Origin of the sequence: Acidaminococcus massiliensis, from assembly GCF_900095825.1 — a bacterium.
Classification (GTDB): Bacteria; Bacillota; Negativicutes; order Acidaminococcales; family Acidaminococcaceae; genus Acidaminococcus; species Acidaminococcus massiliensis.
In genome coordinates this window covers 1,880,820-1,903,068 of record NZ_LT608315.1, presented here as the reverse complement: position 1 = coordinate 1,903,068, position 22,249 = coordinate 1,880,820, and the positions used below count along the sequence as shown (strand labels likewise).

Sequence of the window (22,249 nt, the reverse complement as noted above, 5' to 3'; positions counted from 1 at the left end):
TGTTCTTACTACCGTACTTTTTTGTGGGGTGAAATTTTCTCTGTTATTATAACAGAAAAAGTTGTAGTTTGACTTTGTTTCTGCTGGCCCATTAAATAACCTTTTCAACCAGAAAAGCCCTCTGTAGAAGCAGGGGGCTCAACCTCTATTACTATTGTTTTAAATGATTGAATCTTATCTATTTAAGCCCTTAAATTTATGTTTTCCTTGTACACCAGGATCAACGACATCATAGATGAGCCATTTACTTGGTTTCTCTGCATCCATAATTTTGGCTACACGCATATCAAGAGTATAAACATCCCAAACTCCACCCCAGTTATCTTTTGAAGGACCTACAATATCTTTATTCTGCATTTGCGCATTGCTTGATAAACGTCGTACAGCTGTATCAGCTGCTTCTGCTGCTGTACTTTGATTAATTGCATTATTACAAGCCAGAGAAATAATTATACTTTTTTTTGACTGATCAACCTTAATAGAAACATCCTGAACCATTTTTTCCTGGCTCAAAATATCAGACTTTGTTTGATTAATTATTTTTTCCCAATCAACTTTTTCTAAAGCAAGTGAATTTGCTGTTGCGGGTTTAGATTTAATATTAGACTTTTCAGCTGAATTATTGTCGCATCCTGCTAAAAAGCTGGAAATTACTAATACAGCTATAATGATCATAAATCTTATATGTCTTTTTTCCATATAGCTCACTCCATTTCTTAGAATAGCTTTTCTACTGTAAAGCGGTATTGCCTTATAGAATCCACACTTCAACACAGACTTAAACCTTTTCTAACTCATCTTGTTCATGTATTTATTTTTTATTATACCATATGACAAATGTAAAAATACAAAAAAAGGAAAGGCCCGCAGCCAAGTGGACTGTGGGCCTTCTCCCCTCACGCCTTATTGGGAAACCGGATCACCTTGGGCTGGATCTCGCCCACCTGCTCCAGTTCTTTTCGGACGTTTTCCATTTCCTTCTGCTGCCGGGTCTGGATGAGTTCCACTTCTTTCTGGGCATCATCGAACTTGATGTGGGTGTACACATTCAGGGTGATGGATATATCGCTGTGGCCCATCAGGTACTGGAGGGTCTTGGCACTGACCCCGGATAGGGCCATGTTGGTACAGTAGGTATGACGGCAGATGTGGGGCGTAATCTTGGGAAGCTGATATTTATAGATGTTGTTGTATTTTCGGACGCTATATTTAAAGTAATGCTCCCAGTGCAGCGCAATCATTGGGTTCCCATTCTTATCATAGTAGAGGAATTTTCCCACTCCATCGATGATGGGTTCCACCTTTGGGGGTCTTCTCCGCTCCAGAATGGTCACAAAGCATTGGTACACCTCATCGGTCATAGGCAGCAGCCTGGCTCCAGCTTTGGTTTTCGTAGAAAGGATGTAATATTTCCCATTCCCCTTTTTCATGATTCGTACCCCCCTAAAATTTCGTTTCTAAAAATAGCAGGACAGAAATGGCGAAATAAGTACTGACAACGCAAAAAAAAGCCATAGCAGGAAGAACTCCCACCATGGCTTTTATCATTTCCGCACTAAAGCTGCCAGCAGAACCGAACCTATTCCATAAGTTATGTTTCGCTGTACCTTCAGCTGTTTCTGTGTTCTATTGGTTTCTTTCTCGTATGCGGCTAAGGATTTGTTGGCAATCCGCGATTTTAAATCCTGGTTATAATACCTTTTGTTAAATCATTTAAATTCCGGAGAGCACTTTGGACATATCTTTCTTGCTTTTTCCCAATCTTTTACCTCAGGCACAAAACTTTCCTTTACATCTCGGCGTACGACAAGACCAATTTCACAGCATAGTCCGTCATCAATTTCTTTTTCCGAAAGAGGACAATACGCCATTAAATCTTTCATCATTTTTTACCACCTCGATTTTACCGAGCTTCTTTTCCTTCAATTTTTATATTTCCTATTTCATTATATCATCTAACCTATCCAAAAATCTCGACAGAAAAAGGTCTGCAATCTTCTCAAGACTGCGGCCTGCTTTTTTGCCCCCTGGGCGGCCGGGGATGGGCTCCCCTGCGGGAAGCCCCCTACCACGTTGGAGTCAGAGGATCTCCTTCGTTCGGTATGACTTGGTTGGCGTAGGGATGATTACCATTACGCCCACACATTCGGTGTGTTTTACGGGCCTCCCGGCGTGAGGCCCCTCCGGTGCCGATTTATGCACCAAAATACGGGCCGTGCACCAAAGCCGTAGGGGCGGCAGGCCCGCTCATCGAAGATTCGATGAAAACCGAAACTCCCTGCCCTCCCCGTTCCCCCGACCCTGACGCGGTAGACCAACTATATAAAGTCAAGCCAATTTTAAAATAAATTTCAGTTGCTATGGATCTTGGCAAAAGGGCGCACTTACCCAAGCCCCCTCTTGTGGGCTTAAAAAAATCAGGCTAAATAAGGGCAGCCACTAATACCCAGCCGGTAAATCAATCGGATCAGTTTCTTGGCTACATGGGACAAAGCGATTTTGTAAGGCTTGTGTTCTGACAGTTTCTTTTCAAGGTATTCTTTGAATCTCGGTACGTTCTGTGCAACCAGGCGGGCGGCAAGGTACAGTGTCTTTCGCAGATAGGGGGATCCTCTTTTTTCCATCTTGTTATGCTTCGAATGGTAGTCTCCAGAGTCATGTTTGGAAGGTGACATCCCTGCGTAAGCCAGGAGCTTGTCGACATCCGGAAAACGCTTGAAATCACCAACTTCGCCCAGAATGCTGGCACAAAGGGTATAACCGATCCCTGGTATGTCAATAATCGAAGATTCTTCCTGGTCCACCATTTCCTTAAGCTTCTCATCGATTTCAACGATATGCTGCTTCAACACTTCAATATCCGTAATGGTATGGACGAGTTCCATAGAAGCCGAAAGCGAGACTTTACCGATAGAACGGCATGCTGCCTGGTGGATTTCCAAAGCCTTGCTTTTGTCAAATCTCCCCTGTGAGGCATCACTTAACAGGCGCGTCAGCCGCTTCATGCTGCAATGAGCAATCTGTTCATGGCCAGGATAGGCTTTTAGAAGCGCATAGATTGAAGCAAGATGGATGGAAGATGTCAGCCCTTCCAGCTCTGGGAATAAAATCGTAACCAGACGGGAAACTGATATCTTTAGCTTGGAACACTTCTGCATGGTTTGAGATCTGTAACGAGAGAGTGATTTCATTTCCTCGTTATGGTACAATGAAGAAGAGTAGGTTTGGGAACCTTTCCCTGACACAATCATCTGTGCAATAGCGCAGGCATCGACTTTATCAGTCTTGGTCTTACGCAGGCTGAATCCTTGCTTGTATCTATTCGTGAGAAGCGGATTGAAAGTGAGCAGTGGAAGGTCATGTTCTGAGATGAAATGGGCGAGATTCGAGGAATAGTGACCGGTTGCTTCCAATCCTACTCTTATTTTATCTTTTGGAATGCCCAGTTCAGAAATCTTGGAAAGGAGCATGTCAAAGCCTTCCCGTGAATTGGGAAATGTAAAAGATTCAACTGTTTTCAATGCATCCGAGTCAATGATACAGCAGTCATGTTTCCGCTTTGCAACGTCAATTCCGACACAAAGCATAAAAATCAACCTCCTTTTTTTGAATTGGCAGCTGTGCATCAAAGCCACAGAGACTTCATCATAATGTATCCTCGCTAGATATGAACCGTCGAGCGGTATCCAACTCATTAACAAATTGAATGAATTCTGTGGTCGGACTCTACAAAAACCGTCAAGCGGTAGGGGCGCGCAACCGATCCACAGCTCCATTCTAATCGTACCGTAATTCACTATAAAAGGGAATATCTGGTACAACTCTATTATACGAGGGGCGGGCCGCAGGCCCGCCCTTCCCGGCCGCCCAGAGGGTTCCATTCAAAAATTTGCCTGCAAATTTTATCCTTCGGCCGCTGACCGTTGGCAAAATTCGTTCAGAATCATCTGCCTACAGCAGATGATTTCCTTCTGCGTAAGACGTGAGACTCTGAGCGTGAGACGGAAAAGCGGCAGAGCTGCTTTCCTCCATGCCCCTGGCGGGCCAACCGGCCTGCGGCCCATACGGTAATCATGTTGCAAATATAAAGCAATATCATTTATTGTATTGCATTTTTCATCTTTTTAACCTATAATCGAATTGATAAACAAAGAAAGAGGTGAATCAGGATGACTACTGCCAATATCAATGTCCGTGTGGATGCAGAGTTGAAAAAGGAAGCGGAAGGATTATTCAATGATTTAGGGCTGAATATGTCGTCTGCTATCACCATGTTTTTAAAGAGTGCTGTCAGATGTGACGGGATTCCCTTTGAAGTCCGCCGCAATGCCTTCAATGCTGAAACCCGTGCTGCCCTTGCCGAGTATGAGGAAATGAAAGCTCATCCGGAAAAATACAAACGGTACCACCGCTTTGCAGACCTTGTGAAGGATGTGGACAATGAGGCTTGAAATCATTGCTTCCAATAAATTCCGTAAAGATTTAAAGCTGGCTAGGAAACGGGGTTTGAAACTGGAAAAGCTGGACGCCGTGGTTGAAACACTGGCAAACCAGCTTCCTCTTGATACCAGATACCGTGATCACGCGCTTACTGGAAACTACGGAGATTTCCGGGAATGTCACATTGAACCGGACTGGCTCCTTATCTACCGTCAGGACGAGGATGTACTGGAATTATTTCTTTTTCGTACTGGCTCCCATTCTGATTTGTTCTAAAATATTACATATCGATAAATAGGGGATGTTGCACGTGAAAAATATGCGTGCAACATCCCCCTGCTTTTTTGCCCCCCTGGGCCGCCTATAGGGGCACACCAGAAGGCCAGGCTCTGCACTCATTGAACTGCTGACTTTAGAGTTTTCCACGTTTCTATGGAAATTACGATAAAATAATGATATTATATTGATAAAAGGAGGGTGATACTATGATTACGATCCGTCCGGTTTCTGATTTAAGGAATAAATTTCCCGAGATTGAAGAAACTGTTTTAGGTTCAAATTCCCCTGTATTCCTTACTAAGAATGGTTATGGAACCATGGTTCTCATGAGTCTTGAACAATACTCTGCTCTAACTGACACCGTGGAAAGAAAGCTTGATGAAGCTGATGCTTATGCTGCCAGTACTTCTGTCAGACTTTCCAAGGACGAAGTTTTTGACAAAGTAAGGAATCGGATCAATGGACAAGCCAAACTATAACCTGAAATTTCTTCCTCTCTTCGAGAATGATTTACTTGAAATTACTGACTATATAACCAATACTCTAAAGAACCCGCCTGCAGCTCATCGCCTTGTTGATGATATCGAATTAGCAATTGTCAAGAGACTTATAAAATGCCTCTCAGCTTTGCGCCCTATCCATCAGCAAAAAGAAGAGAATATCCTTACTACAAAATCAATGTAAGGAACTTCTCCATTTTTTATGTAGTCATTGATGACACAATGGAAGTACGCAGGCTTCTCTATTCAAGGCGAAATATCGATGGACTGCTGAAATAACTCTTTTCCAAGTGAAGCAGGCCCGCAATTCCTCGACTGCAGGCCTGCTATTTTTGCCCTCTGGGCGGCCGGGACGGGCTCCCCTGCGGGGAGCCCCTACCACGTTGGAGTCAATTGATTTCTCGCCTTCGATTGGACGGCATTGGCTCTGAGACGGGGATACGATGAAAATCGGATTTCCCTGCCTCCCCGTTCCCCCCATCCTGACGCCATAGGGGTGAGCCGCAGGCCCGCCCTTCCCTGGCCTCCCAGAGGGTTTATTTTTACTGCCATAAATCCACGCAATATCAAGTAATTTTCTTTATATTTTCCTAAATTAACGTTACAATAACGTTGAAAGGGGATGATTTCTATGTCCGAAACAAAGACCTTAAATCTTCGTGTCGATGCTGATCTGAAGCACCAGGCGGAACTGATTTTTTCTGACCTGGGTATTCCTACCTCTACAGCCATCAATATTTTCCTGCGTTCGGTGCAAAACCTATAATTCCGTGAAGGACCTTATGGAGGATCTGAATGCTTAAGATCCGCTATCGCAAGCAATTCAAAAAAGATTACAAAAAGGCCGTCCAACGTCCAGGACACAAGCCGGAGCTTTTCCAGGAGGTCCTTGAATACCTGGTCAATGAACAGGTCCTTCCGATTAAATATCGGGATCACGCTTTATCTGGAGATTACATTGGATTCCGTGAATGTCCTATCCTGCCGGATTGGCTGCTGATTTATAAAATCGAAGAAGATATCCTGACACTGACTCTGACCCGTACAGGAAGCCACAGTGATTTGTTCGGATAAATAAAAAGCAGGCTCGCCCTTCCCGGCCACCCGGAGGGGTTCCCTTAAAAAAATTTGCCTGCAAATTTTATCCTTTATAGACATTTGCCTGCTCATGGTTTTCGTTGTCTTGGGCATTTCCTATGATGCGACAATCACTTTTCTCAAAATCTTCGACATCGGCGGATCGATAGTTAATGCTTTCTATTGTCACCTGGCATCCTCCCGGAAGCTGCAGCCCTTTCCAGAAGAACTTGCTTTTCTTCTCTGCTCAAATTGTGCTGGCGGGAAAAAGTATAAATGCTGTTCCTGGTGATGATCGTATCTTTTTCTCCGCCCGGTTCCCAATCCCCCACCGTGCAATGCATCCATCCGCCTACACCCCACCAGCATATGGAAGAAAATCTTTCCTGGAGCCTTGTGCTCAGATTCATATAGGATGATCAGACCTTCCTTCCCGACAAAATCTGTCCGCCAATCTCTATAGGGCAGCTTGTCATAGCAATCCACCGCTGAAATGAGTTTTCCAAAGAAATAGTCTTTGAATCTGGTTGCCAGCCACAAAGCCGGAACCCTGAATTTTGCCATCACAACAAACCGATGTAAAAAATTAACAAAATGAAAACAAAAGCTCCAGTCTTTCGATGACTGGAGCTTTTTATGGAAAATAAGCCATTCGTACAGAACAAGTGTTCTGTGCAGTATCATAAGCTGCTTACTTTCATCTTCAAACTTGTACCCCATTCTCAACGTATAACTTTGCTAAAGGATCGGCCATCTATCTTTGTCCATTCTCTCCTGCCATTGGCCGAACGTCCCAGAACAACAATAGCTGCCGAAGATGGGCTGTCGAAAACATGGTCTTCTTGGAAGATATTTCCTTTGATTACCCCTTCTTGAGAAAGCTTTTCCCTTAACTCTACATAAGTCTTCTGAAGACCTGCTGTATTGCTTTCTGCAATCCGGCTTCCCTTCTTGACAAGAAATTTCCCATTATCCTGAGGAAGGCCCACTGCGTCTCCACCACGACCAGCAATCATGAAGTCTGGACTTTCAGTACATTTACCATCTTTTTTAAGATCCCATCCATCCACAAGTTTTCCTAATAATTGTTTCTGTCGTTTTTCCACGATTTCTGGAGTCCATTCCTGATAAGAAAGTACCTGGGTTGTCAGTTTATAAGAGCTTGTCCCCTTCTTCGACTGAAAATATTTTTCTTTTTTCGTTTGAAAATCGTAATTTTGTGCAGCCGAATTTCGTTGCCGAGTCAAAGGTACCAGATTTGCCAATCGGTTCAGCCACTTCACCTGCTGTTCTTTTGACCAACTCTTAGCCCATTCACTATCAGGATTCGGGTTTTGAGGCAGGACATGTTCAATGGTAAACAATTTTTCATTATAGGAAGCGCCACCATCACTGTAAAAAGAATCCAATCGCTGGATAATATAATTTCTCCGTTGAGAAGGCATCAAATAGATTTCTCCCTGCAGTGTATCTCTAAACTGTATTTTCTCCCATTCGGTTAACTCTATATTTTTCAAAGGATTGTCTAAAGTGGTCTGACGCCGGCTCTCCATTTCCACCAAAATCCATTTATATCTGTCCGTGCGCTGATTCACATCTCGAGCTGTTACCAGCAGATAGGAAGCCAACCGTTCTAATTTCTGCATAAACCAAAGCACATAAGCGGAATCATTACTGTGTTCTGCCAAGAATTTAATGGCTGGAGGCATCCAATCATAATTATTGGTTTTATTCAGCCACACCAAAAGATCATTAATTTCTTCAGCATGTTTAGTAGATTGATAAGCACAGTTTTTTAACTGGATATAGGCGTTCGCATAAGGTTCCAAGTAATCGTCAATCAAACTCTGAGGTGTAGTATGGCATAATACCGATTCCCGGAATTCTTCCAACAGATTTTTCTTTGGCCGTTCTTTGGCAAATATCGTTCTTGTATGGGTAAACACTTCATTAAAGCCATCACGCGTGGTTTCTACCTCTAGTTTTTCCCATTTATCTGTATATTCTTTTTGAAGATTTGGAGCTATCTTTCCAATGGTTTCTGATTTAATAATATCCGTTGGAAGCAAATCCAGCCCACGGCTATTCATTACAGAAAAAATTCGAAAAGCTGATTCCTGATTTTCCGTAGAAACTGCAATCAGGAAGCAACGGGTTAAAAGAAATTGGCTAAATTTCTGCAGTTCTTCATCTATAGAAAAATATTCTTTAAACCGTTCTCTTAGTACTCTGCAATTTTCCTGAATGTGCTTCTGAGCCTCGTCCTCAAATGTAACAGCATCTTTCTCCAACAGATCTTGAAGGTTAACGTTCTGGATATATTTCTCAAAAAAAGGCTGATCCTTATCCCGTAGGAAAAGGCGCGGTTTGGGTTTTATTCCTGTCAATTTATTCCCTTTTTCTTGCAAGAGTCTCTTGCAATCTATCTTTGCATCCAAATCTGCAAAGCAATCAGCCATCACAGAAAAAAGAATAGATAACGTAGTCAGGCATTGCTGGCCGTCAATCACATCGGCATGAGGCTTGCTTTCATCTTTAATCAATACAATGCTTCCCAAAAAATAGCTGTCTTGTTCTTCTTTTTGGTAAAAGTCATATAAATCATCAAACAGGTCCATGGTTTCTGTTTGCGTCCATGCATAGGGCCTTTGATATGCGGGAATGTGATACTCAAAATCTTCTCCAAATATCTTTGCAAGGGGGTATTCTTTACCCGAAATAGCATTTCCCATAAGAAAACAACTCCTCATTCAACTATTCGTTGTTTTTATTATAATCCGAAAAGTGATATAACTCAATTGGAATGATAGATTGGTAATATCTTAGTCATGTGAAAAAGGGAGAAAGGACCCGCGTCAGCGGGTAGAGAATTTTCTCAAGCGGGCAAAGGCTGCCGCTGCGGATACGTTTTCACACCTTCTTTTTCTGTATAGATGCTAAAATTTTGGTATAATCAAGTGGAAAGGAACTGCTTTTTTATGATGAAAAACATAGTAAATATGAACTGGAATATGTTTCAAAGGAAAACGAAGGACTTTCTTTCCTCGTGGAAAAGAAAACTAACAAAATTGTTCTGATCATGTATCAACAAAACAGGCATGACAACGCTTTCATCAGCCAATATGTACAAGATTATGGTCTGTTGGATACTTTTATAAAAAGATAAAAGTTACTGTTAGTTGGAAGAGGTGGCTGGCCTGCGGGGCTTCGGTTCACTCCCTCATTACAGAAAGAAGGTATTATCATGATCAAAGAAATCGTCCACGATATTGTTTTCCTCCAGCAGAAAGCCCTTCCCGCTTTTCCCGGGGACCGGCAGACGGCCCTGGACCTGCTGGACACCCTGGCCGCCCATCGGCAGGAATGTGTGGGCATGGCCGCCAATATGATCGGAATCCCTAAAGCCATCATCGTGGTGAATCTGGGGCTGATGGATCTGATCATGTTCAACCCGGTGATTCTTAAAAAGGAACATCCCTACGAAACCGAAGAAGGCTGCCTATCCCTATCCCTATCCGGAACCCGAAAAACCACCCGGTACCGGGAAATCCAGGTAGAATTCCAGGATATGGAATTCAAAAAACAAAAACAGACATTTAAAGATTTTCCGGCAGAAATCATCCAGCACGAGATGGATCATTTGCAGGGGATTGTTATATAAAGGAGGGGAAACGCAATTGCTAAAGCCCCCATTTCCCTGACCATTGGGGTCAAACATTCGAACCCAATAGCGTTAGGAGCAAGCCGCAGGGCACAATAGAAAAAATACTGTCCTTATTTTTTCTATTGTTTGTCCTATATACTAAAGTCAAAGATTCACCTCTGGCAGAGAAACCGTACTGCCAGCAGTAGCTGCCGAACATGCGAAGGCATCGACAGTGTGAGAATCTTTTTTATTGCCTTTCTTACTTCGATATTAATTCACTCAACCGTATCATTCAGGAATATTACTTCTCTTCTATACGTTGTAATACAATCCCTTTGCAAATAATATGGTATCCCCCAGCCTCGAAATCAAGATTACCTGTTCTCCTGTCCCTGTAACAATGAAAATCCAGGACCCAATCTACAAGGGGATCAATATTTATTTCGATGCTGCATACATCTTGAAAAGCGAACACAGCCAGAAAATCATCATACGCAAGTTTCAAGATTGCCTCTGTCTTAGTATGCTGAAAATAAACAGCCTCGCTGTCATGGAATTGAAAAGATTTTTCATCCATAAGTTCTCCATTTTCAATCAGAGAAACTATTTCCTTCCAGTTCTCCTCCGTATCCTCTTCATGCAGTGCCTGAAAATCCAGGAAATCACATTCTTCTTTAATATCAAGGTATTCTTTCCTGTTTACCTCCTGTCCGCAGGCAATTGCTTTTTCGTATTCCCTGACTGCTGGACTTAAAAACTTGCGGTATCGATCATTATCGTCGATTTTAAAATGCAGTTCATGAGCAATCATTGCCAAGATCCTTGCATACGTTCTATGATCCATATTCTCCCCATCAGCAACAGAAGCATAATAATAGGCATTCCATAAATAGAACCAGCCATCTTTGGGTTTTTCTTTCCAATTTTTATTTTTTTCAGGATTCTGCAGATATACTTTTGCTTTTTCATACAGACATCTGATTTTATCCCAATTCATTTTATCCGGAAGCATTTTTCTATTACTCCTTTACACCACTTTCTCTTTCTTCCTGCTTTATCCTCATTATAGCAAATGCCCTATCCAAAAATCCCGACAGAAAACGGCCCGCAATCACTACGACTGCGGGCCTGCTTTTTTACCCTCTGGGCGGCCGGGACGGGCTCGCCATAGGAAGCCCCTCGTATAATAAAGTTGTACCCAATATTCCCTTTCAAAGAAGAATACGGTACGATGGAGATGGAGCTGTGGATTGGTTGGCAGCCCCTCGTACATTCCATATGTAGATTACTTGCTTTAATGATAGCATACATGCTATCATTAAACAAGAAATACTGTAAGGAGTGCAGTCATGTAAAAAATTGAATTCTACGAAAATCAGCATGGCGAATCAGACGTCTGGGATTTCTTAGAAACGTTGCGTATAAAGAGCACAAACAACAAAGATGCTCGTATTCAAAACAACCAGATTATCTTCTACATTGACCTGCTTGCTAAAAACGGGACCAATCTCCCAACCAATATCACCAAGCATCTGGAAGATGATATATGGGAACTTCGGCCTGGAAATAACCGAGTATTTTATTTCTATTATGATGAAAGCCAATACGTACTGCTCCATTATTTCCGCAAGAAATCCCAGAAAACACCAAAACGCGAGATCATCTGAGCCAAGGCGGAACGGGATGACTATATCCGTCAGAAGGAGGAACAACAATGAGAACTTGGGAAGATTATAAAAATCACGTAAAGTCCATCAGTGAGGAAGAACGCCGCAACATGGAAGAAATCGAAGAAGTAAGCAATATTGTTTCTTCTATCATCCGGCGGAGACAGGAACTGGGAATCAGCCAACGTACTCTTGCCGAACGGTGCGGTATTCCCCAGTCTTCCATCGCACGCATTGAAACCCTTAAAACGACGCCCAAACTGGATACTCTTGTAAAACTGATGCAGGCACTGAACTTAAAACTGCAGGTAGCTTCTGTCGGTTAACTGCAAGTTGCCAAAAATCCGAGAAGGAGAACCCCTGCCCATAAAAAGCAGGGATTTTTCTTATACAAAAAGCAGGCCCCGGGAATCATAGACGCTTTCCTGAACATGGTTCCCGCAGCGGATGACCCGCCCAAGTTCCCTTGGTGTGACACAGGCTCTCGATAAAGGCTACCGCATAATCCGCCAGTTCCTTATTGTAGGTGGACGTTTTGGCTTTGAATTTTGTGGGCTTATACTTTTTGAGTTTCCGCATGGGGCTCCCTCCCTTCTTCTAATTTCTTTCTTGACTTTTTCCAAAGTGTTATATATGATAGGCATCATAATAGTGCACAAAGTTGCGTGACCACTGAACGGCTTCAAGTGTCCAAGCCCCGCAAGTCAATGTGCACTTTTTATATTACAAGAAAAGGAGCTCTTAGGTTCCCTTTCTCTATGTTCCCCGCTCCTCAAAGACTGAAGAAAAAGGCGGGGACTTTTGGGTAATTCAGTTTTTTAACTACATCCACCCCATGGATCACATTGCGGAACCGCTGAGTTTTTCCAGCAGGATCTTCCGGCAGTCTTTGTACTCCGATCCAATAAAGCCCAGCCGCAGGAGAAAACACCGGAAGGCATATTTCTCATTGGGAACTCCATGCTCTTTGGCGGTGATCCGTTTGGACTTCTTGGCCATTTGGCAAAGGGCCGTCACCAGTTTGGTATATACCTGGACCTTAGTGCTGTCAGCTTCATGGAACCAGGGGAAGGAAATCTTGCCATCTTCCCTTTGGATGGCCAGATCATCCGTACCCAATGCCTTCTTGAAAAGTCCGGCCTTGGAGGCCATCAGGTTAAGGAATGAGCTCATCAATGGGGATGAGCTTCATTTCTTTGGTCGTTTTTTCCATACTTTCTTTTCCCTCCTGTTACACCTTCCGAGACCGGAGCAGCCGCTCCATTACGTCATCCTGGGGCGTGTTTCCGGCAAACTCCACAGAGCAGTTTTCCTTCACCACCTGGTAGATCTGGTACCAGATCTGGTTTACCTGCTTCATATAGTTCTGGCTTTCTGGGCTTCCAGAGATTCATACGCCCCCTGGGTATACCACTTTGTTTCAGATTTATCATTCTGAGAGTCCATTTTTTCTTGTGATTTTCTGGCGCCACCGATCTCCTCTTTGGGCATGGATCCGGGCATGACAGGCTTTGCACAGGGCAATCAAGTTGTTCCAGGCATGGGCACCACCTTCGGCCAGAGATTTCTTATGGTGGACTTCTTCCGCCACCACGTACCGGCCGTGCTTCAGGCACACTTCACAAAGAGGATGGCTGGCCACGTAAGTATCCCTGATCTTCTTCCAGGTCCTGCCGTACCGTTTCTTCGTTGCCGGACTACGCTCATACTTTTCGTACTGGTTGGCCATGATCTTCTGGTGCTTCTCATAGTACCGCCCATCCGTCAGGTTCGGACAGCCTGGGAAGGAACAAGGTCGTTTTGGTTTTCTCGGTACAGCTGCCACCTCCTTTCGGAAATTAAAAAAATATATATAGGTTGAATTAATCCTATTTGTGGGCTATAATTAAATTATCAAACTTAAGGAGGCATCAACTATGAATGTCAATACAGAAAATCTTGTTTCCATCACAGAAGCAAACCAGAACTTTTCTCGTGTAGCCAGAATGGTTGATGAGAAAGGTCCTGTTGTCATTTTGAAAAACAACTCTCCTCGCTATCTGCTGGTTGAGTTCAACAACGCTGAACAGGAACAGCTTGCTAACGACGAAGATGTACTTGCCGTTTCCAAACGTTTAATCGCCAAGAACCGGAAAGCCTATGAGGTTCTCGCCAAATGATTGTTCTTTCAAAGAATCAAATCATCAAACTTCATTCGCAGCTGATTCAAGAAACAGGGGGAACTGATGGCATCCGGGATGAAGGATTGCTGGAATCCGTATTGGCCGCACCATTTCAGTCCTTCTCAGGCACAGACATTTATCCATCCTTACAACAGAAGGCTGCTCGTCTTGGATATGGTCTTGTAAAAAACCATGCCTTTATTGACGGCAATAAACGTATCGGTGCACATGTGATGTTGGTGTTTCTCGCTCTTAATAAGATTGAACTCACCTATACACAAGACGAACTGTCAGATACATTTTTAAAAATTGCTTCTGGAGAACTCTCGCAGCAAGATCTTCTTCACTGGATTATCATTCATCAAGAATAGCTCCATGCCTTTTGTTGCAAGAAAAAAGCCTTGTAGGATTTTTACATCCTGCAAGGCTTGTCTTTATTCCCTTTTCTCGTGATTTTATCATACCACGAAGAGTCTATCGAATTCTAGTGTGTATCTACTGCATTTTCCTGCAAGTCACTGCACGCCTCCAAAATTTTTTCAACGGCTGCCATCCCTTCCCCATGGACCGTGTAGACCCACCGGATTCCTTTACCCATGCTCCGGGCAATGTCCTCCCAGGCATCGAAATGAATGTACCGGTCCCGAAGGACCGACCGCTGGGCTTCATCTTCCACCTGATTCCCTCCAAATCCGCCTTGACAGCTTTAATCAATGCCGCCTGGGAGCTGTCTTTCTTTTCCAGGGCTTTCAGAATCCGTTCGTCAATGGTACTCGTGCTGGACGATCACCGTCCGGCTTTCCTGTCCCTGCCGCCAGAGCCTGGCCACCGTTTGCTGGTACAGTTCCAAACTCCATGTGAGCCCGAACCAGATCAAGACTGGCAACTCATCCAGGACCACCATATCAAAATCCAGCCGGCAGTTTTTCCAAAGTCACACCAGATTTTCCCGATTCACAATGTAAATATCCGCCAGTTTCTGGAGAGCCCGCCTTCGTTCTGTCACGGTCCCCACCACTATGCTGCAGGTGAGAGCTTTCAAGTGATCCCATTTCTCGACGCATGGTATGCCGGCTTTTTTGCAGCGGCCTTGGCTTCTCTCCTGGTGCCTTCACTTCCACAAATCTCATCACCTGATGGGGCAAAAGGACCAATTCGGTCCGGCATGCCGGAGAAGGACGGAGAAACAAACTTCAGAGCCACACCGCCCCGTTTCCGGGTTTCCTTCACAAGTTTCATTTCCAGGGTACGTTCCCGCATTTTTCATCACCTCGATGTTTTCCCCGGTGTCACTCTATGACGGTCTGTTCTTAAACTTTCTCTATAGGCTTTTTTCCATTTTTTCAGTCCTAAAAGAGAATTATCGGACCAAAGGAAGTTATCCCGGCTTCGGTAGCTGTTTTTATAGGCAGCGCAAACATGGTCAAATTGAGCCGCCGCTTTTAGGTCCTGAGCATTTTGGATTTCCCGTTTCTGAGGATACCGGCAGTTGGATTCCATCCCCGTACAAGATGCCGTAAACAGCGTAAATTTCACTTAGATCACCTCACTGATATACTTTGATGGCTTTCCCTTTTTCTGGTCATAAGGGGAACCTGGGCGGCTCTGCATTCCGGATAGCCTGATAGGCCGTGGGATCCGGGTAATGTTCAGCATTCCGTTTTTGATCCATCTCCATGGCCCACCTCCATCAGTTCCCGGGAACAGTCTTCACATAAGACGGCTGTCTCGAACAAGCCCCCTTTACCTTTGCCCAAGACTTTTTCCAGATTCACTGGCACTTCTTTCCCGCAAACCGGACACCGGCAGAACACATTCTTGTCCGTGATTTCCATCTGAAATTCCATATTGTCCGTAATCGGTTCCTTCACATAAAACATGGCGTTATCACTCCTTCAAAAAATAAATAGCAGATTCCAATCCCGCTACATGGACTTGAGAAGATTCCCTTCTCTACCTGTAACAGGACAGAATCCGCTGGGATAAGTACCAGAAAAGCAAAAATTAATTGACGGTTCTTCGGCTCTCTGATAGAATTACAGTTCCAAAGTACTCTTCTTTCTAGGCTTTAGGGCAGCGCTCTTTCCGGCACTTTGCGGAGCGGTGACTTCCGTCGCGGATTAGCAGTAATCTATATCAGGTTGCAGCTTTTCCGTCAGGCGGATTACTGTCCAGAATAGAATCGGCGCCGGAGCCGGTTGGTGAAGGTAGCCGCCACCAGAGAAGAGTACTTTCTTTTCCTGCATAACAGAACTGGGTATGTGATAATTTGCATACCCAGTTTTCTCCATTTGTTTTAATTTTTTTCCGTAAAAAAGAAAATTTTGAGCAGAATCTCTGGTTGTTTTTCTAGGTTAACTTCGTTATGATATTGTTGTAGAAAGATTCTTTTCGGCCTGATGATTTTCTGTTTCAGGAGGCGTATCACCAATATGGAAAAGCAGAAAGTCCATCCCTCTGAATCTTTTCGGGATGAAAAGATGGATGAGTTGCTGCAGCATATTCCCGATCCCTTATTTTTTGCAAAGGAAGAAAAAGCTCCTGCCGGCAATCTTGATTTTGCAACCCAGGATGTCTTGAAATTCCAATTTGATTTATCCGAGGATGAACGGTACCGCCTGAAATATAAAGGGCGGAATCTCACACCGTATGATTCCTTTCTCTTCTATGAACCTGGGCTCAAGGGGATGCTGGCCTTCTTTTATGCCCTTGACAGGGGGTATGAAACGGTCCATCTCGAAGAAGTCGATACCACGGACCCCGCCCTCTGCTTCCGTATGGAAGCTATTTCAGAGAAAGCTGCCGATTCCTGTCTCCTTACTTTTTCCTATTCCTTTAAGACCAGGAAATGCAAAATCAGCAAAAAGAAATCCATCAATTATTTCAAGCTCCAGATGCAGAAAAATTTTTCCGACGAGGAAAGGCTCCGGAACTACTTACGAGAAAGATTTAATGCGTACTGCAATCCGTCCGTTCTGGATGAAGAAGTAAACTATTTTGACCGGGCTGTTGAGACCGTGAATTTCATCCGAAGCCTTCCCTGGATATTCGGTACTCCCTTGCCGGCCTTAAGCCTAGCGGAGTTCCTATCCCCTGACCGAATCGCACTCTATGAAACGAAGAAGAAACAGGTAAACAAAGATAACTGAAATAAGAAGCGGCCACAAGAAAAATGGTTTCCTTGCGGCCGCTTCTTATTATTTTTCAGTCTTTCTGATAAAACTCGCACTCATATCCATCCGCCCGCAGGATCAGCCCCTCCGCCCAGGGCGGGGTCCGGCCCATCTGTTCGCAGATGGCATCTACACTGACGTTTTTCTCACATTCGATGATCAGTTCATCATGAACATGACCCACAATGGAACAGCACCGGAGGGTCTGCATGGCATAGCAGAGGATGTCTCTGGCCGTCCCCTGGACGATATTTTCCACGAACTTGGGCCCGTAGCTTTCCAGACGCTCCCACTTCTTGGTGGCCCCGATACCTTCGTAGGTCACGGATTCCCCACCGAACTTGTTTTCCCCGATCCGGGGTTTCACATAGGAAAGCCGCCGGCCGCCGGGCAGTTCGATGAATAGCATACCGCTTTGGCAAGAGAAGCGAATGTTGTTCACCCAGACAGGGATCCGCTGCTTGATGGCAGTCTTCACCGCCCCGTCCACCTGCCATCAGAAATCTACGATATGGGGATTGGCGGAGCGCCAGGACTGGACCAGGGAGGCCAGTTCTTCTTCCGGGATTCCCATGTCCAGGGCACCCATAGCCTTCAGTGCCCCAACGGACACCCCGTAGCCACAGGCCAGTTCTGCGATTTTCCCCTTTTGGCGGAGCTCCCCGTTGATTCCATGCTTTACTACCGGAAACCCCAAACATCTGACTGGCCGTTGAGCAGTAGATGTCCTTCCCGGCTGCAAAAGCTGCAGATTTCCACTTTTCACCAGCAAGCCACGAAATGACCCGCGCCTCAATGGCCGAAAAATCTGAGACCACAAACTTCATCCCCCGCCGGGGCACAAAGGCCGTCCGGATCAGCTGGGACAGGACCATCCGGGATGGAATCGTAGAGCAGATCCAGGGCTTCATAGTTCCCCTGCCGCACCAGCTCCCTGGCTTCCGAAAGGTCCGGCATATGGTTCTGGGGAAGATTCTGCAGTTGAATGTGCCTTCCTGCAAAGCGCCCAGTCCGGTTGGCCCCGTAGAACTGGAACATGCCTCTGGCCCTTCCGTCCTGGCAGGCCGTCATTTCCATGGCCTGGTATTTCTTCACCGAGGACTTGGCCAGTTTCTGCCGGAGCCGCAATACGCTGCGGAGAGGCTCCTGGGCCGTTTTCAACAGTTCCTGCACATTTTTCTTCCCCAGGGAATCTGTCTTCAAGCCGTGCTGTTCCAGCCAGTCCAGCATCTGGATGACGGAATTGGGGTTCTCCAGGCCCGTCCGTTCCTTCAGGGCCGCCATAAGGCTCTCTCGGCTCCGGGCATCCATGGCCACCGCCTGTCTGGCCAGTTCCAGGTCGATGCCAATGCCACGGTCGTTGATTTCCTGGTCCAAATGGTATTCCTCCCACACCTGCTCCGGTACCGGGAAGTGTTTTAGCCGCTGCTGGATGGCCACTTCCACTTCTACATCCCGCTTGTTGTACGATTTGAACAGGGCCCATTTGTCCGGGGCATGCCGGGGAAGGTTCCTTGTCCGGCCCCCATTGGTCTTGGTTTCCTTGCAGGGAACACAGAAGTAGCGGATCAGGTCCCGCCCTTCCTTCAGCTTCTGATTGTCCAGCTTCAGCACGGCCCCTACTCCTTCCAGAGAAAGGGGCAGCCCCATATAGGCGGACCAGACCATGGAACACTTCCATCCCGCGGGGTTCAGGAACCGGGCGCATTCCTGGGACAGGGGATGCCGGTCGTGGAACGGATCCAGGCTCCTTCCCAAGTCTGTAAGATACCGAGACAAACACACCCGTTCGAAGTTGGCATTGAAGGCCCATTTGGTAACGGTGTCATCAGTGAGGGCATCCAGGATTTCTTCCGGGATGGTTTCCCCCTGGGCCAAATCGATGACCTGCACCTCTCTCCCGTCCACAGCATACCCGAAAAGGAGGATTTCAAAGGCGGGAGACTCGGCATACTTATAGACACCGCATTTGGCCAGGTTCACATCGCTGTATGTTTCGATATCAATACTGAGAGTTTTCATAAACTTCACCTCGAGAAAAGCGGCGAGGCATAAAGCCCCGCCGCCACCATTTTCCGTTCTTTATTTCAGGAAAGATTCCATTTGTTTACGGTGATACTCTTCTTCCCGTTCTTCCCGATGCCGGGCGATTTCTTCATCACGCTGGTCTTTCTTGATGTCGGTGTAAGTCAGTGCCAGAATGAATCCAAAAATACCCAGTACAACAAGGCAATACAGAGCTTCCAGAATCAGTTTCAGTGTCGTTTCCATAATTTATCCTCCCTTAAGCCAGGAAATCATCATCGTCTGCAGAAGCAAAGTCATCTTCTGCCCGGGGCTTACCTCCCAGAGGTTCCCCGTTCCGGATCTTCTGCAAGTTGTTCAGGCCGCAGGCAATCCCCTTGTTCCCGTTGCTGTTGAAGGCATAGAAGTTGATGGAGGCCCGGCCATACACCCCAGAATACACTTCGGAGCGTTCCAGGATCTGCTGGCAATCGGCGTCCACGATTCCTGGTTTCGTGGCAGAGTTGGCATTGATGAAGAAGCTGTCTTTGTAGGCATCATCTCCCGGCCGTTCCAGATCCCCATCCCGGAGCGGAGTCTTGATGGCTTCCAGGGCCGGGACTACTCGGCTGTTCCCTTTCAGCTTCCCTTCCCCTTCCTGGTAGGCAGCCTTAATGGCAGTCCGGACCTTTTCCACCGTCTTGGTGTCGGATTTGGGGATAATCAGGCTGACGCTGTATTTAGGGGTTCCCCCATTGATGGATTTGGGTTCCCACACATTGGCATAACTCCAACGGGTATTGACCCCAGTGATTACTTTGCACGGATTCACATAATTCTTAGACATTCTTATTTCTTCCTTCATTTTCCTTAGAAAAATCATCAGCCGCCGTATGCATGGCCGGCCGTTTGTCCGTTTCCGGAACCAGCACCGGCTTGCCCTGGGGCTTTTCAATCAAATCAGTGAGAAGTTCATCAAACCGTCTCTTTCCCAGCAGTTTAGTCAGGGCCGTAATCCCCAGGAGTTTCTTCTCATAAGGAGAATATCCTGCCTCTTCCACTTTGGCAGCGACCGCTTCCTCATTGACGTACCTCCGGTTGGACCGTCCTTCCACCACTTTCCACCCGGCCCAGGTCTTGCCGGAAAGAGCCTGCTGCAGGGCATATTCCTTCACGTCCCCGGCCCAGGTCACCAGTTCATCGGCTTTGGCCAGGATGGCTTCCACTTCGGTATCTTCCAGGGTGGAAGGGCATGGCAAAGTCATATTTGGCCAGTTCCAGGTTGTACTCCGCCCGTTTCCGGCAGGTAGCCCTGATCTTGCAGAACCGGCAGTGGTCACCGGCCTTGTACTCCCCTTCTCCCCTGGATGCCAGTTCCGCCGTAGGCTTCAGCACCGTTTCAGCCCATTGGAGCAGCTCCTCCTTGGACAGGGTACAGGTGCTGACGTTTTCCCGCCTTGGCTGGAAAATGGTCATGGAGACTTTCTGGATATCGCAGATCCCGTCAAAAAGTTCCAGGGCCCCCAGGGCGTAACACATCATCTGGGGATTTTTCTCCGCTTCCACCAGGACTCCCAGCCCATGCTTGTAGTCGATGACGGAAAGGGTATCATCCGCCACAATAAGGCAGTCTCCCGTGCCGAATCCTTCCGGCACCCACCGTGAAAAGTCCAGGCGCTGTTCCACCAGGACCAGGGGATCCTTGCAGGTCGTTTTGGCAGCGGCCAGGGTTTCCAGTACAAACTGGGCATAGGCATCGGTGCATTCAGCCATTTCCTCATCGAAATACGTCAGGGACTTGGTGGGATCTTTCCCTTTCTGTCCCAGGGCCTTCTTCACCTTGTATTCGCAAAGGGCATGGGCTTCCGTCCCCTGTTTGGCAAAGTCGCTCTGTACATCCGGCAGTCTGGCGCATTCCAGAGCTGAGGGCGGGCAGGCCAGCCAGCGGTAGCTGGACGAAGCGGAAAGGACCGCATGGTTACCCGCATGGCCCATCACCTCCAGGTCCTTCAAGAAAGCATCATACTTTTCCGGATCCAGACTGGACAGCTTGTCCGCCCCGTAATGGTGGATCAGGTTCCGGACTTCTTCCGTGAACCCCTGCCGGGACTTGTCCGCCGCCACTTTCCTCACTTCTTCCAGTGTCAGCGTTCTGGGAACGGGTTCTTTCTTCGGGGATTCCGGAGCCGGTGCTTTTTCTTCGGACCGCAGGGCTTCCGCAATCTTCAGAAGGGCTTTTCCACAGATTTCCAGTTCAGCGGATAATTTGACCAACGTTTCCTTTGTCATAAAGTTTGACTCCTTTCGCTTTTCTCTCTTGTCTCAGGCTCATTATGTGCCGGGCCGCACGTTCTGCCGTGTCACTGATTTTCATCAGCACTCCGGCCAGTTCCCGGTCCAAAGCCTGACTCCGCTCTTGAAGCGCTTGTGCATTCTCCATGGCTTGTCCTCCTTTCTGAAGGTTTCTTGTTTTTCCCCCTTCACCATTAACAGGACAAGTTCACCTGGTTTAAGTACCGATTTTAGAAAAATCCGGCCAGAAATTTTCCAGCCGGATGTGCCAAACCTTTACCGATAGTCCTTCATCTGCTCCCGAAGCTGTTCCAAGAGCTTATGCTTTCTTTTATTTACCCCTTTCTGAGAAAGGCCCACCTCACGGCCAATGTCCACTTCACTGATTCCGTTGCTAGCCATGTTCAGGATGGTCCGGTCCAGTTCTTCCAACTTGGCCAGCTCCTCACGCAAGGCTTTCAGAAGTTCCTCTTTCACCAAAATCTCGTCCAAACTATCCTGCCCAGTTTCATCCATAAATCCGTATTCCGTTTCACACAGCTGCTCAAAGGAAACAGGAGTATCCCAACCCTGGACGGAGGGATCATACCGGTGTTCCTCTTGGGCTTTTTCCCGTTTCTTCCGTTTTTCGGCCAGCCGCTGCTGCCGTTTTTCCTCCTTCCACACCGGGCGCATGTAGGCTTCATACTGCTCTTTGGTAACCTGGACCAGAATGGCATAAACCTTCCTGTTCCCAATTTTCCACCATTTTCGTGGTGCGTCTTCATATTCCTTCGTGATGATGGTCCCTCCTTTACTTCCAGGGGAATAAAATACTGCTCTTTGACTCTGTTTTTCTCTTGATTGGCCATGTGCGGACTCCTTCGCAAAATGCGAAGCGAAGATCCACACAGGCAGCCTGTCTTTATTGACCATAAGATGCATCTCCGCTTCCATGGTCAACCACCCCAGTAGGCTGACGGTATATAGGGCCCGGCTCGCCGCTCTGGGCACTCCCGCGTCCGGGAAT

General features: G+C 46.3%; 28 protein-coding genes and 6 pseudogenes. 12 read left to right on the top strand and 22 right to left on the bottom strand.

Annotated features, from left to right (window positions below):
- Nucleotides 1-174: 174 nt before the first annotated feature.
- The 4 genes from BQ2657_RS09175 to BQ2657_RS09160 all read right to left on the bottom strand — a co-directional run bounded on the left by BQ2657_RS09175 (nt 175) and on the right by BQ2657_RS09160 (nt 3,587).
- The gene (locus BQ2657_RS09175; RefSeq protein WP_075580330.1) at nt 175-699 is read right to left on the bottom strand and encodes a hypothetical protein; all 525 of its coding nucleotides are present in this window, start codon (nt 697-699) and stop codon (nt 175-177) included.
- Nucleotides 700-896: 197 nt separating this feature from the next.
- Entirely contained in the window at nt 897-1,430 is a 534-nt protein-coding gene (locus tag BQ2657_RS09170) for a site-specific integrase (RefSeq protein ID WP_232709062.1), read from the bottom strand.
- Nucleotides 1,431-1,709: 279 nt separating this feature from the next.
- Nucleotides 1,710-1,886, bottom strand: a complete 177-nt coding sequence (locus tag BQ2657_RS12990; protein ID WP_154667108.1) for a hypothetical protein — start codon at nt 1,884-1,886, stop codon at nt 1,710-1,712.
- Between the two features lie 531 nt (nt 1,887-2,417).
- Nucleotides 2,418-3,587, bottom strand: coding sequence for an IS110 family RNA-guided transposase (locus BQ2657_RS09160; RefSeq protein WP_075580209.1), 1,170 nt, complete (start codon nt 3,585-3,587; stop codon nt 2,418-2,420).
- Between the two features lie 582 nt (nt 3,588-4,169).
- On the opposite strand from BQ2657_RS09160, the gene BQ2657_RS09155 reads away from it, so the two are divergent.
- From BQ2657_RS09155 to BQ2657_RS09130, 6 genes and pseudogenes are all read left to right on the top strand, one after another.
- Nucleotides 4,170-4,451, top strand: a complete 282-nt coding sequence (locus BQ2657_RS09155) for a type II toxin-antitoxin system RelB/DinJ family antitoxin (RefSeq protein WP_075580329.1) — start codon at nt 4,170-4,172, stop codon at nt 4,449-4,451.
- Entirely contained in the window at nt 4,441-4,716 is a 276-nt protein-coding gene (locus tag BQ2657_RS09150) for a type II toxin-antitoxin system YafQ family toxin (protein WP_075580328.1), read from the top strand. The genes BQ2657_RS09155 and BQ2657_RS09150 overlap by 11 nt, the downstream gene beginning before the upstream one ends.
- 209 nt (nt 4,717-4,925) lie before the next feature.
- Nucleotides 4,926-5,198: a type II toxin-antitoxin system Phd/YefM family antitoxin gene (locus BQ2657_RS09145; protein ID WP_075580327.1), complete on the top strand. Its 273-nt coding sequence runs from the start codon at nt 4,926-4,928 to the stop codon at nt 5,196-5,198.
- A pseudogene (locus BQ2657_RS13715) lies at nt 5,179-5,498 on the top strand (type II toxin-antitoxin system RelE/ParE family toxin). Before BQ2657_RS09145 ends, BQ2657_RS13715 begins: the two are co-directional and overlap by 20 nt.
- 352 nt (nt 5,499-5,850) lie before the next feature.
- The gene (locus BQ2657_RS09135) at nt 5,851-5,985 is read left to right on the top strand and encodes a type II toxin-antitoxin system RelB/DinJ family antitoxin (protein WP_083236239.1); all 135 of its coding nucleotides are present in this window, start codon (nt 5,851-5,853) and stop codon (nt 5,983-5,985) included.
- A gap of 29 nt (nt 5,986-6,014) precedes the next feature.
- Entirely contained in the window at nt 6,015-6,293 is a 279-nt protein-coding gene (locus BQ2657_RS09130; protein WP_075580326.1) for a type II toxin-antitoxin system YafQ family toxin, read from the top strand.
- Between the two features lie 67 nt (nt 6,294-6,360).
- Here the strand turns inward: BQ2657_RS09130 and BQ2657_RS13425 are convergent, their stop codons facing one another.
- Genes BQ2657_RS13425 through BQ2657_RS09120 form a run of 3 tightly spaced genes read right to left on the bottom strand, consistent with a single transcriptional unit; the run spans nt 6,361 to nt 9,028 of the window.
- Nucleotides 6,361-6,486, bottom strand: coding sequence for a hypothetical protein (locus BQ2657_RS13425; RefSeq protein ID WP_261796449.1), 126 nt, complete (start codon nt 6,484-6,486; stop codon nt 6,361-6,363).
- Entirely contained in the window at nt 6,483-7,016 is a 534-nt protein-coding gene (locus tag BQ2657_RS09125; RefSeq protein WP_075580325.1) for a hypothetical protein, read from the bottom strand. The genes BQ2657_RS13425 and BQ2657_RS09125 overlap by 4 nt, the downstream gene beginning before the upstream one ends.
- A 2-nt stretch (nt 7,017-7,018) precedes the next feature.
- On the bottom strand, nt 7,019-9,028 hold the full coding sequence (locus BQ2657_RS09120; RefSeq protein ID WP_075580324.1) for a DUF4357 domain-containing protein: 2,010 nt from the start codon (nt 9,026-9,028) through the stop codon (nt 7,019-7,021).
- A gap of 512 nt (nt 9,029-9,540) precedes the next feature.
- Here BQ2657_RS09120 and BQ2657_RS09115 point away from each other — a divergent pair.
- On the top strand, nt 9,541-9,957 hold the full coding sequence (locus BQ2657_RS09115) for a peptide deformylase (RefSeq protein WP_075580323.1): 417 nt from the start codon (nt 9,541-9,543) through the stop codon (nt 9,955-9,957).
- Between the two features lie 286 nt (nt 9,958-10,243).
- Here the strand turns inward: BQ2657_RS09115 and BQ2657_RS09110 are convergent, their stop codons facing one another.
- On the bottom strand, nt 10,244-10,954 hold the full coding sequence (locus BQ2657_RS09110; protein ID WP_075580322.1) for a hypothetical protein: 711 nt from the start codon (nt 10,952-10,954) through the stop codon (nt 10,244-10,246).
- Nucleotides 10,955-11,357: 403 nt separating this feature from the next.
- Between BQ2657_RS09110 and BQ2657_RS13710 the strand changes: the two genes are divergently transcribed.
- Together BQ2657_RS13710 and BQ2657_RS09100 are read left to right on the top strand one after the other, a co-directional pair.
- The gene (locus tag BQ2657_RS13710) at nt 11,358-11,609 is read left to right on the top strand and encodes a type II toxin-antitoxin system RelE/ParE family toxin (protein ID WP_198524547.1); all 252 of its coding nucleotides are present in this window, start codon (nt 11,358-11,360) and stop codon (nt 11,607-11,609) included.
- 47 nt (nt 11,610-11,656) lie between these two features.
- Nucleotides 11,657-11,935: a helix-turn-helix domain-containing protein gene (locus tag BQ2657_RS09100; protein WP_075580321.1), complete on the top strand. Its 279-nt coding sequence runs from the start codon at nt 11,657-11,659 to the stop codon at nt 11,933-11,935.
- An 85-nt stretch (nt 11,936-12,020) separates the two neighbouring features.
- Here BQ2657_RS09100 and BQ2657_RS09095 read toward each other — a convergent pair whose 3' ends face one another.
- The 4 genes and pseudogenes from BQ2657_RS09095 to BQ2657_RS09080 all read right to left on the bottom strand — a co-directional run bounded on the left by BQ2657_RS09095 (nt 12,021) and on the right by BQ2657_RS09080 (nt 13,434).
- Entirely contained in the window at nt 12,021-12,188 is a 168-nt protein-coding gene (locus tag BQ2657_RS09095; protein ID WP_198524583.1) for a hypothetical protein, read from the bottom strand.
- 261 nt (nt 12,189-12,449) lie between these two features.
- Entirely contained in the window at nt 12,450-12,782 is a 333-nt protein-coding gene (locus BQ2657_RS09090) for a hypothetical protein (protein WP_232709060.1), read from the bottom strand.
- 58 nt (nt 12,783-12,840) lie between these two features.
- Nucleotides 12,841-12,981 (bottom strand): annotated as a pseudogene (locus tag BQ2657_RS13420) (terminase); the annotation flags it as partial.
- 57 nt (nt 12,982-13,038) lie between these two features.
- Nucleotides 13,039-13,434, bottom strand: coding sequence for an HNH endonuclease signature motif containing protein (locus BQ2657_RS09080; protein ID WP_075580320.1), 396 nt, complete (start codon nt 13,432-13,434; stop codon nt 13,039-13,041).
- Nucleotides 13,435-13,525: 91 nt separating this feature from the next.
- Here BQ2657_RS09080 and BQ2657_RS09075 point away from each other — a divergent pair, with 91 nt between their 5' ends.
- A complete protein-coding gene (locus tag BQ2657_RS09075) occupies nt 13,526-13,768 on the top strand; it encodes a type II toxin-antitoxin system Phd/YefM family antitoxin (RefSeq protein ID WP_075580319.1) in 243 nt (80 codons plus the stop codon).
- Complete coding sequence (locus tag BQ2657_RS09070; protein ID WP_075580318.1) at nt 13,765-14,142, top strand: type II toxin-antitoxin system death-on-curing family toxin; 378 nt, start codon at nt 13,765-13,767, stop codon at nt 14,140-14,142. The genes BQ2657_RS09075 and BQ2657_RS09070 overlap by 4 nt, the downstream gene beginning before the upstream one ends.
- Before the next feature lie 113 nt (nt 14,143-14,255).
- Here the strand turns inward: BQ2657_RS09070 and BQ2657_RS12885 are convergent, their stop codons facing one another.
- The 4 genes and pseudogenes from BQ2657_RS12885 to BQ2657_RS09055 all read right to left on the bottom strand — a co-directional run bounded on the left by BQ2657_RS12885 (nt 14,256) and on the right by BQ2657_RS09055 (nt 15,651).
- On the bottom strand, nt 14,256-14,447 hold the full coding sequence (locus tag BQ2657_RS12885) for a hypothetical protein (protein WP_232709059.1): 192 nt from the start codon (nt 14,445-14,447) through the stop codon (nt 14,256-14,258).
- An 8-nt stretch (nt 14,448-14,455) separates the two neighbouring features.
- Nucleotides 14,456-14,648: pseudogene (locus BQ2657_RS13705) on the bottom strand (ATP-dependent helicase); the annotation flags it as partial.
- Nucleotides 14,649-14,676: 28 nt separating this feature from the next.
- A pseudogene (locus BQ2657_RS13700) lies at nt 14,677-15,031 on the bottom strand (VRR-NUC domain-containing protein).
- A 389-nt stretch (nt 15,032-15,420) separates the two neighbouring features.
- Complete coding sequence (locus BQ2657_RS09055; RefSeq protein ID WP_075580317.1) at nt 15,421-15,651, bottom strand: hypothetical protein; 231 nt, start codon at nt 15,649-15,651, stop codon at nt 15,421-15,423.
- A gap of 552 nt (nt 15,652-16,203) precedes the next feature.
- Between BQ2657_RS09055 and BQ2657_RS09050 the strand changes: the two genes are divergently transcribed.
- Nucleotides 16,204-16,920 (top strand): hypothetical protein, encoded by a 717-nt coding sequence (locus tag BQ2657_RS09050; RefSeq protein WP_075580316.1) that lies wholly within the window; start codon nt 16,204-16,206, stop codon nt 16,918-16,920.
- Nucleotides 16,921-16,975: 55 nt separating this feature from the next.
- Here BQ2657_RS09050 and BQ2657_RS13695 read toward each other — a convergent pair.
- The 6 genes and pseudogenes from BQ2657_RS13695 to BQ2657_RS09020 all read right to left on the bottom strand — a co-directional run bounded on the left by BQ2657_RS13695 (nt 16,976) and on the right by BQ2657_RS09020 (nt 22,176).
- A pseudogene (locus BQ2657_RS13695) lies at nt 16,976-18,966 on the bottom strand (DNA polymerase).
- Nucleotides 18,967-19,026: 60 nt separating this feature from the next.
- Nucleotides 19,027-19,215 carry a hypothetical protein gene (locus tag BQ2657_RS09040; RefSeq protein ID WP_075580315.1) on the bottom strand — a complete coding sequence of 63 codons (189 nt, stop codon included), beginning with the start codon at nt 19,213-19,215 and terminating at the stop codon, nt 19,027-19,029.
- Nucleotides 19,216-19,228: 13 nt separating this feature from the next.
- Nucleotides 19,229-19,795 (bottom strand): DUF2815 family protein, encoded by a 567-nt coding sequence (locus tag BQ2657_RS09035; RefSeq protein ID WP_075580314.1) that lies wholly within the window; start codon nt 19,793-19,795, stop codon nt 19,229-19,231.
- Nucleotides 19,788-20,943: pseudogene (locus BQ2657_RS13690) on the bottom strand (DUF2800 domain-containing protein). Before BQ2657_RS13690 ends, BQ2657_RS09035 begins: the two are co-directional and overlap by 8 nt.
- A gap of 259 nt (nt 20,944-21,202) precedes the next feature.
- Nucleotides 21,203-21,388, bottom strand: a complete 186-nt coding sequence (locus BQ2657_RS09025; RefSeq protein WP_075580313.1) for a hypothetical protein — start codon at nt 21,386-21,388, stop codon at nt 21,203-21,205.
- 128 nt (nt 21,389-21,516) lie between these two features.
- Complete coding sequence (locus tag BQ2657_RS09020) at nt 21,517-22,176, bottom strand: RNA polymerase sigma factor (RefSeq protein WP_232709057.1); 660 nt, start codon at nt 22,174-22,176, stop codon at nt 21,517-21,519.
- Nucleotides 22,177-22,249 lie beyond the last annotated feature (73 nt).

Bases quoted from the DNA above. Each gene is read 5' to 3' on its own strand.
- BQ2657_RS09175 (WP_075580330.1), bottom strand. From the start codon at position 699: ATGGAAAAAAGACATATAAGATTTATGATCATTATAGCTGTATTAGTA.
- BQ2657_RS09170 (WP_232709062.1), bottom strand. From the start codon at position 1,430: ATGAAAAAGGGGAATGGGAAATATTACATCCTTTCTACGAAAACCAAA.
- BQ2657_RS12990 (WP_154667108.1), bottom strand. From the start codon at position 1,886: ATGATGAAAGATTTAATGGCGTATTGTCCTCTTTCGGAAAAAGAAATT.
- BQ2657_RS09160 (WP_075580209.1), bottom strand. From the start codon at position 3,587: ATGCTTTGTGTCGGAATTGACGTTGCAAAGCGGAAACATGACTGCTGT.
- BQ2657_RS09155 (WP_075580329.1), top strand. From the start codon at position 4,170: ATGACTACTGCCAATATCAATGTCCGTGTGGATGCAGAGTTGAAAAAG.
- BQ2657_RS09150 (WP_075580328.1), top strand. From the start codon at position 4,441: ATGAGGCTTGAAATCATTGCTTCCAATAAATTCCGTAAAGATTTAAAG.
- BQ2657_RS09145 (WP_075580327.1), top strand. From the start codon at position 4,926: ATGATTACGATCCGTCCGGTTTCTGATTTAAGGAATAAATTTCCCGAG.
- BQ2657_RS09135 (WP_083236239.1), top strand. From the start codon at position 5,851: ATGTCCGAAACAAAGACCTTAAATCTTCGTGTCGATGCTGATCTGAAG.
- BQ2657_RS09130 (WP_075580326.1), top strand. From the start codon at position 6,015: ATGCTTAAGATCCGCTATCGCAAGCAATTCAAAAAAGATTACAAAAAG.
- BQ2657_RS09125 (WP_075580325.1), bottom strand. From the start codon at position 7,016: ATGGGGTACAAGTTTGAAGATGAAAGTAAGCAGCTTATGATACTGCAC.
- BQ2657_RS09120 (WP_075580324.1), bottom strand. From the start codon at position 9,028: ATGGGAAATGCTATTTCGGGTAAAGAATACCCCCTTGCAAAGATATTT.
- BQ2657_RS09115 (WP_075580323.1), top strand. From the start codon at position 9,541: ATGATCAAAGAAATCGTCCACGATATTGTTTTCCTCCAGCAGAAAGCC.
- BQ2657_RS09110 (WP_075580322.1), bottom strand. From the start codon at position 10,954: ATGCTTCCGGATAAAATGAATTGGGATAAAATCAGATGTCTGTATGAA.
- BQ2657_RS09100 (WP_075580321.1), top strand. From the start codon at position 11,657: ATGAGAACTTGGGAAGATTATAAAAATCACGTAAAGTCCATCAGTGAG.
- BQ2657_RS09095 (WP_198524583.1), bottom strand. From the start codon at position 12,188: ATGCGGAAACTCAAAAAGTATAAGCCCACAAAATTCAAAGCCAAAACG.
- BQ2657_RS09090 (WP_232709060.1), bottom strand. From the start codon at position 12,782: ATGAGCTCATTCCTTAACCTGATGGCCTCCAAGGCCGGACTTTTCAAG.
- BQ2657_RS09075 (WP_075580319.1), top strand. From the start codon at position 13,526: ATGAATGTCAATACAGAAAATCTTGTTTCCATCACAGAAGCAAACCAG.
- BQ2657_RS09070 (WP_075580318.1), top strand. From the start codon at position 13,765: ATGATTGTTCTTTCAAAGAATCAAATCATCAAACTTCATTCGCAGCTG.
- BQ2657_RS09055 (WP_075580317.1), bottom strand. From the start codon at position 15,651: ATGTTTTATGTGAAGGAACCGATTACGGACAATATGGAATTTCAGATG.
- BQ2657_RS09050 (WP_075580316.1), top strand. From the start codon at position 16,204: ATGGAAAAGCAGAAAGTCCATCCCTCTGAATCTTTTCGGGATGAAAAG.
- BQ2657_RS09040 (WP_075580315.1), bottom strand. From the start codon at position 19,215: ATGGAAACGACACTGAAACTGATTCTGGAAGCTCTGTATTGCCTTGTT.
- BQ2657_RS09035 (WP_075580314.1), bottom strand. From the start codon at position 19,795: ATGTCTAAGAATTATGTGAATCCGTGCAAAGTAATCACTGGGGTCAAT.
- BQ2657_RS09025 (WP_075580313.1), bottom strand. From the start codon at position 21,388: ATGGAGAATGCACAAGCGCTTCAAGAGCGGAGTCAGGCTTTGGACCGG.
- BQ2657_RS09020 (WP_232709057.1), bottom strand. From the start codon at position 22,176: ATGGAAGCGGAGATGCATCTTATGGTCAATAAAGACAGGCTGCCTGTG.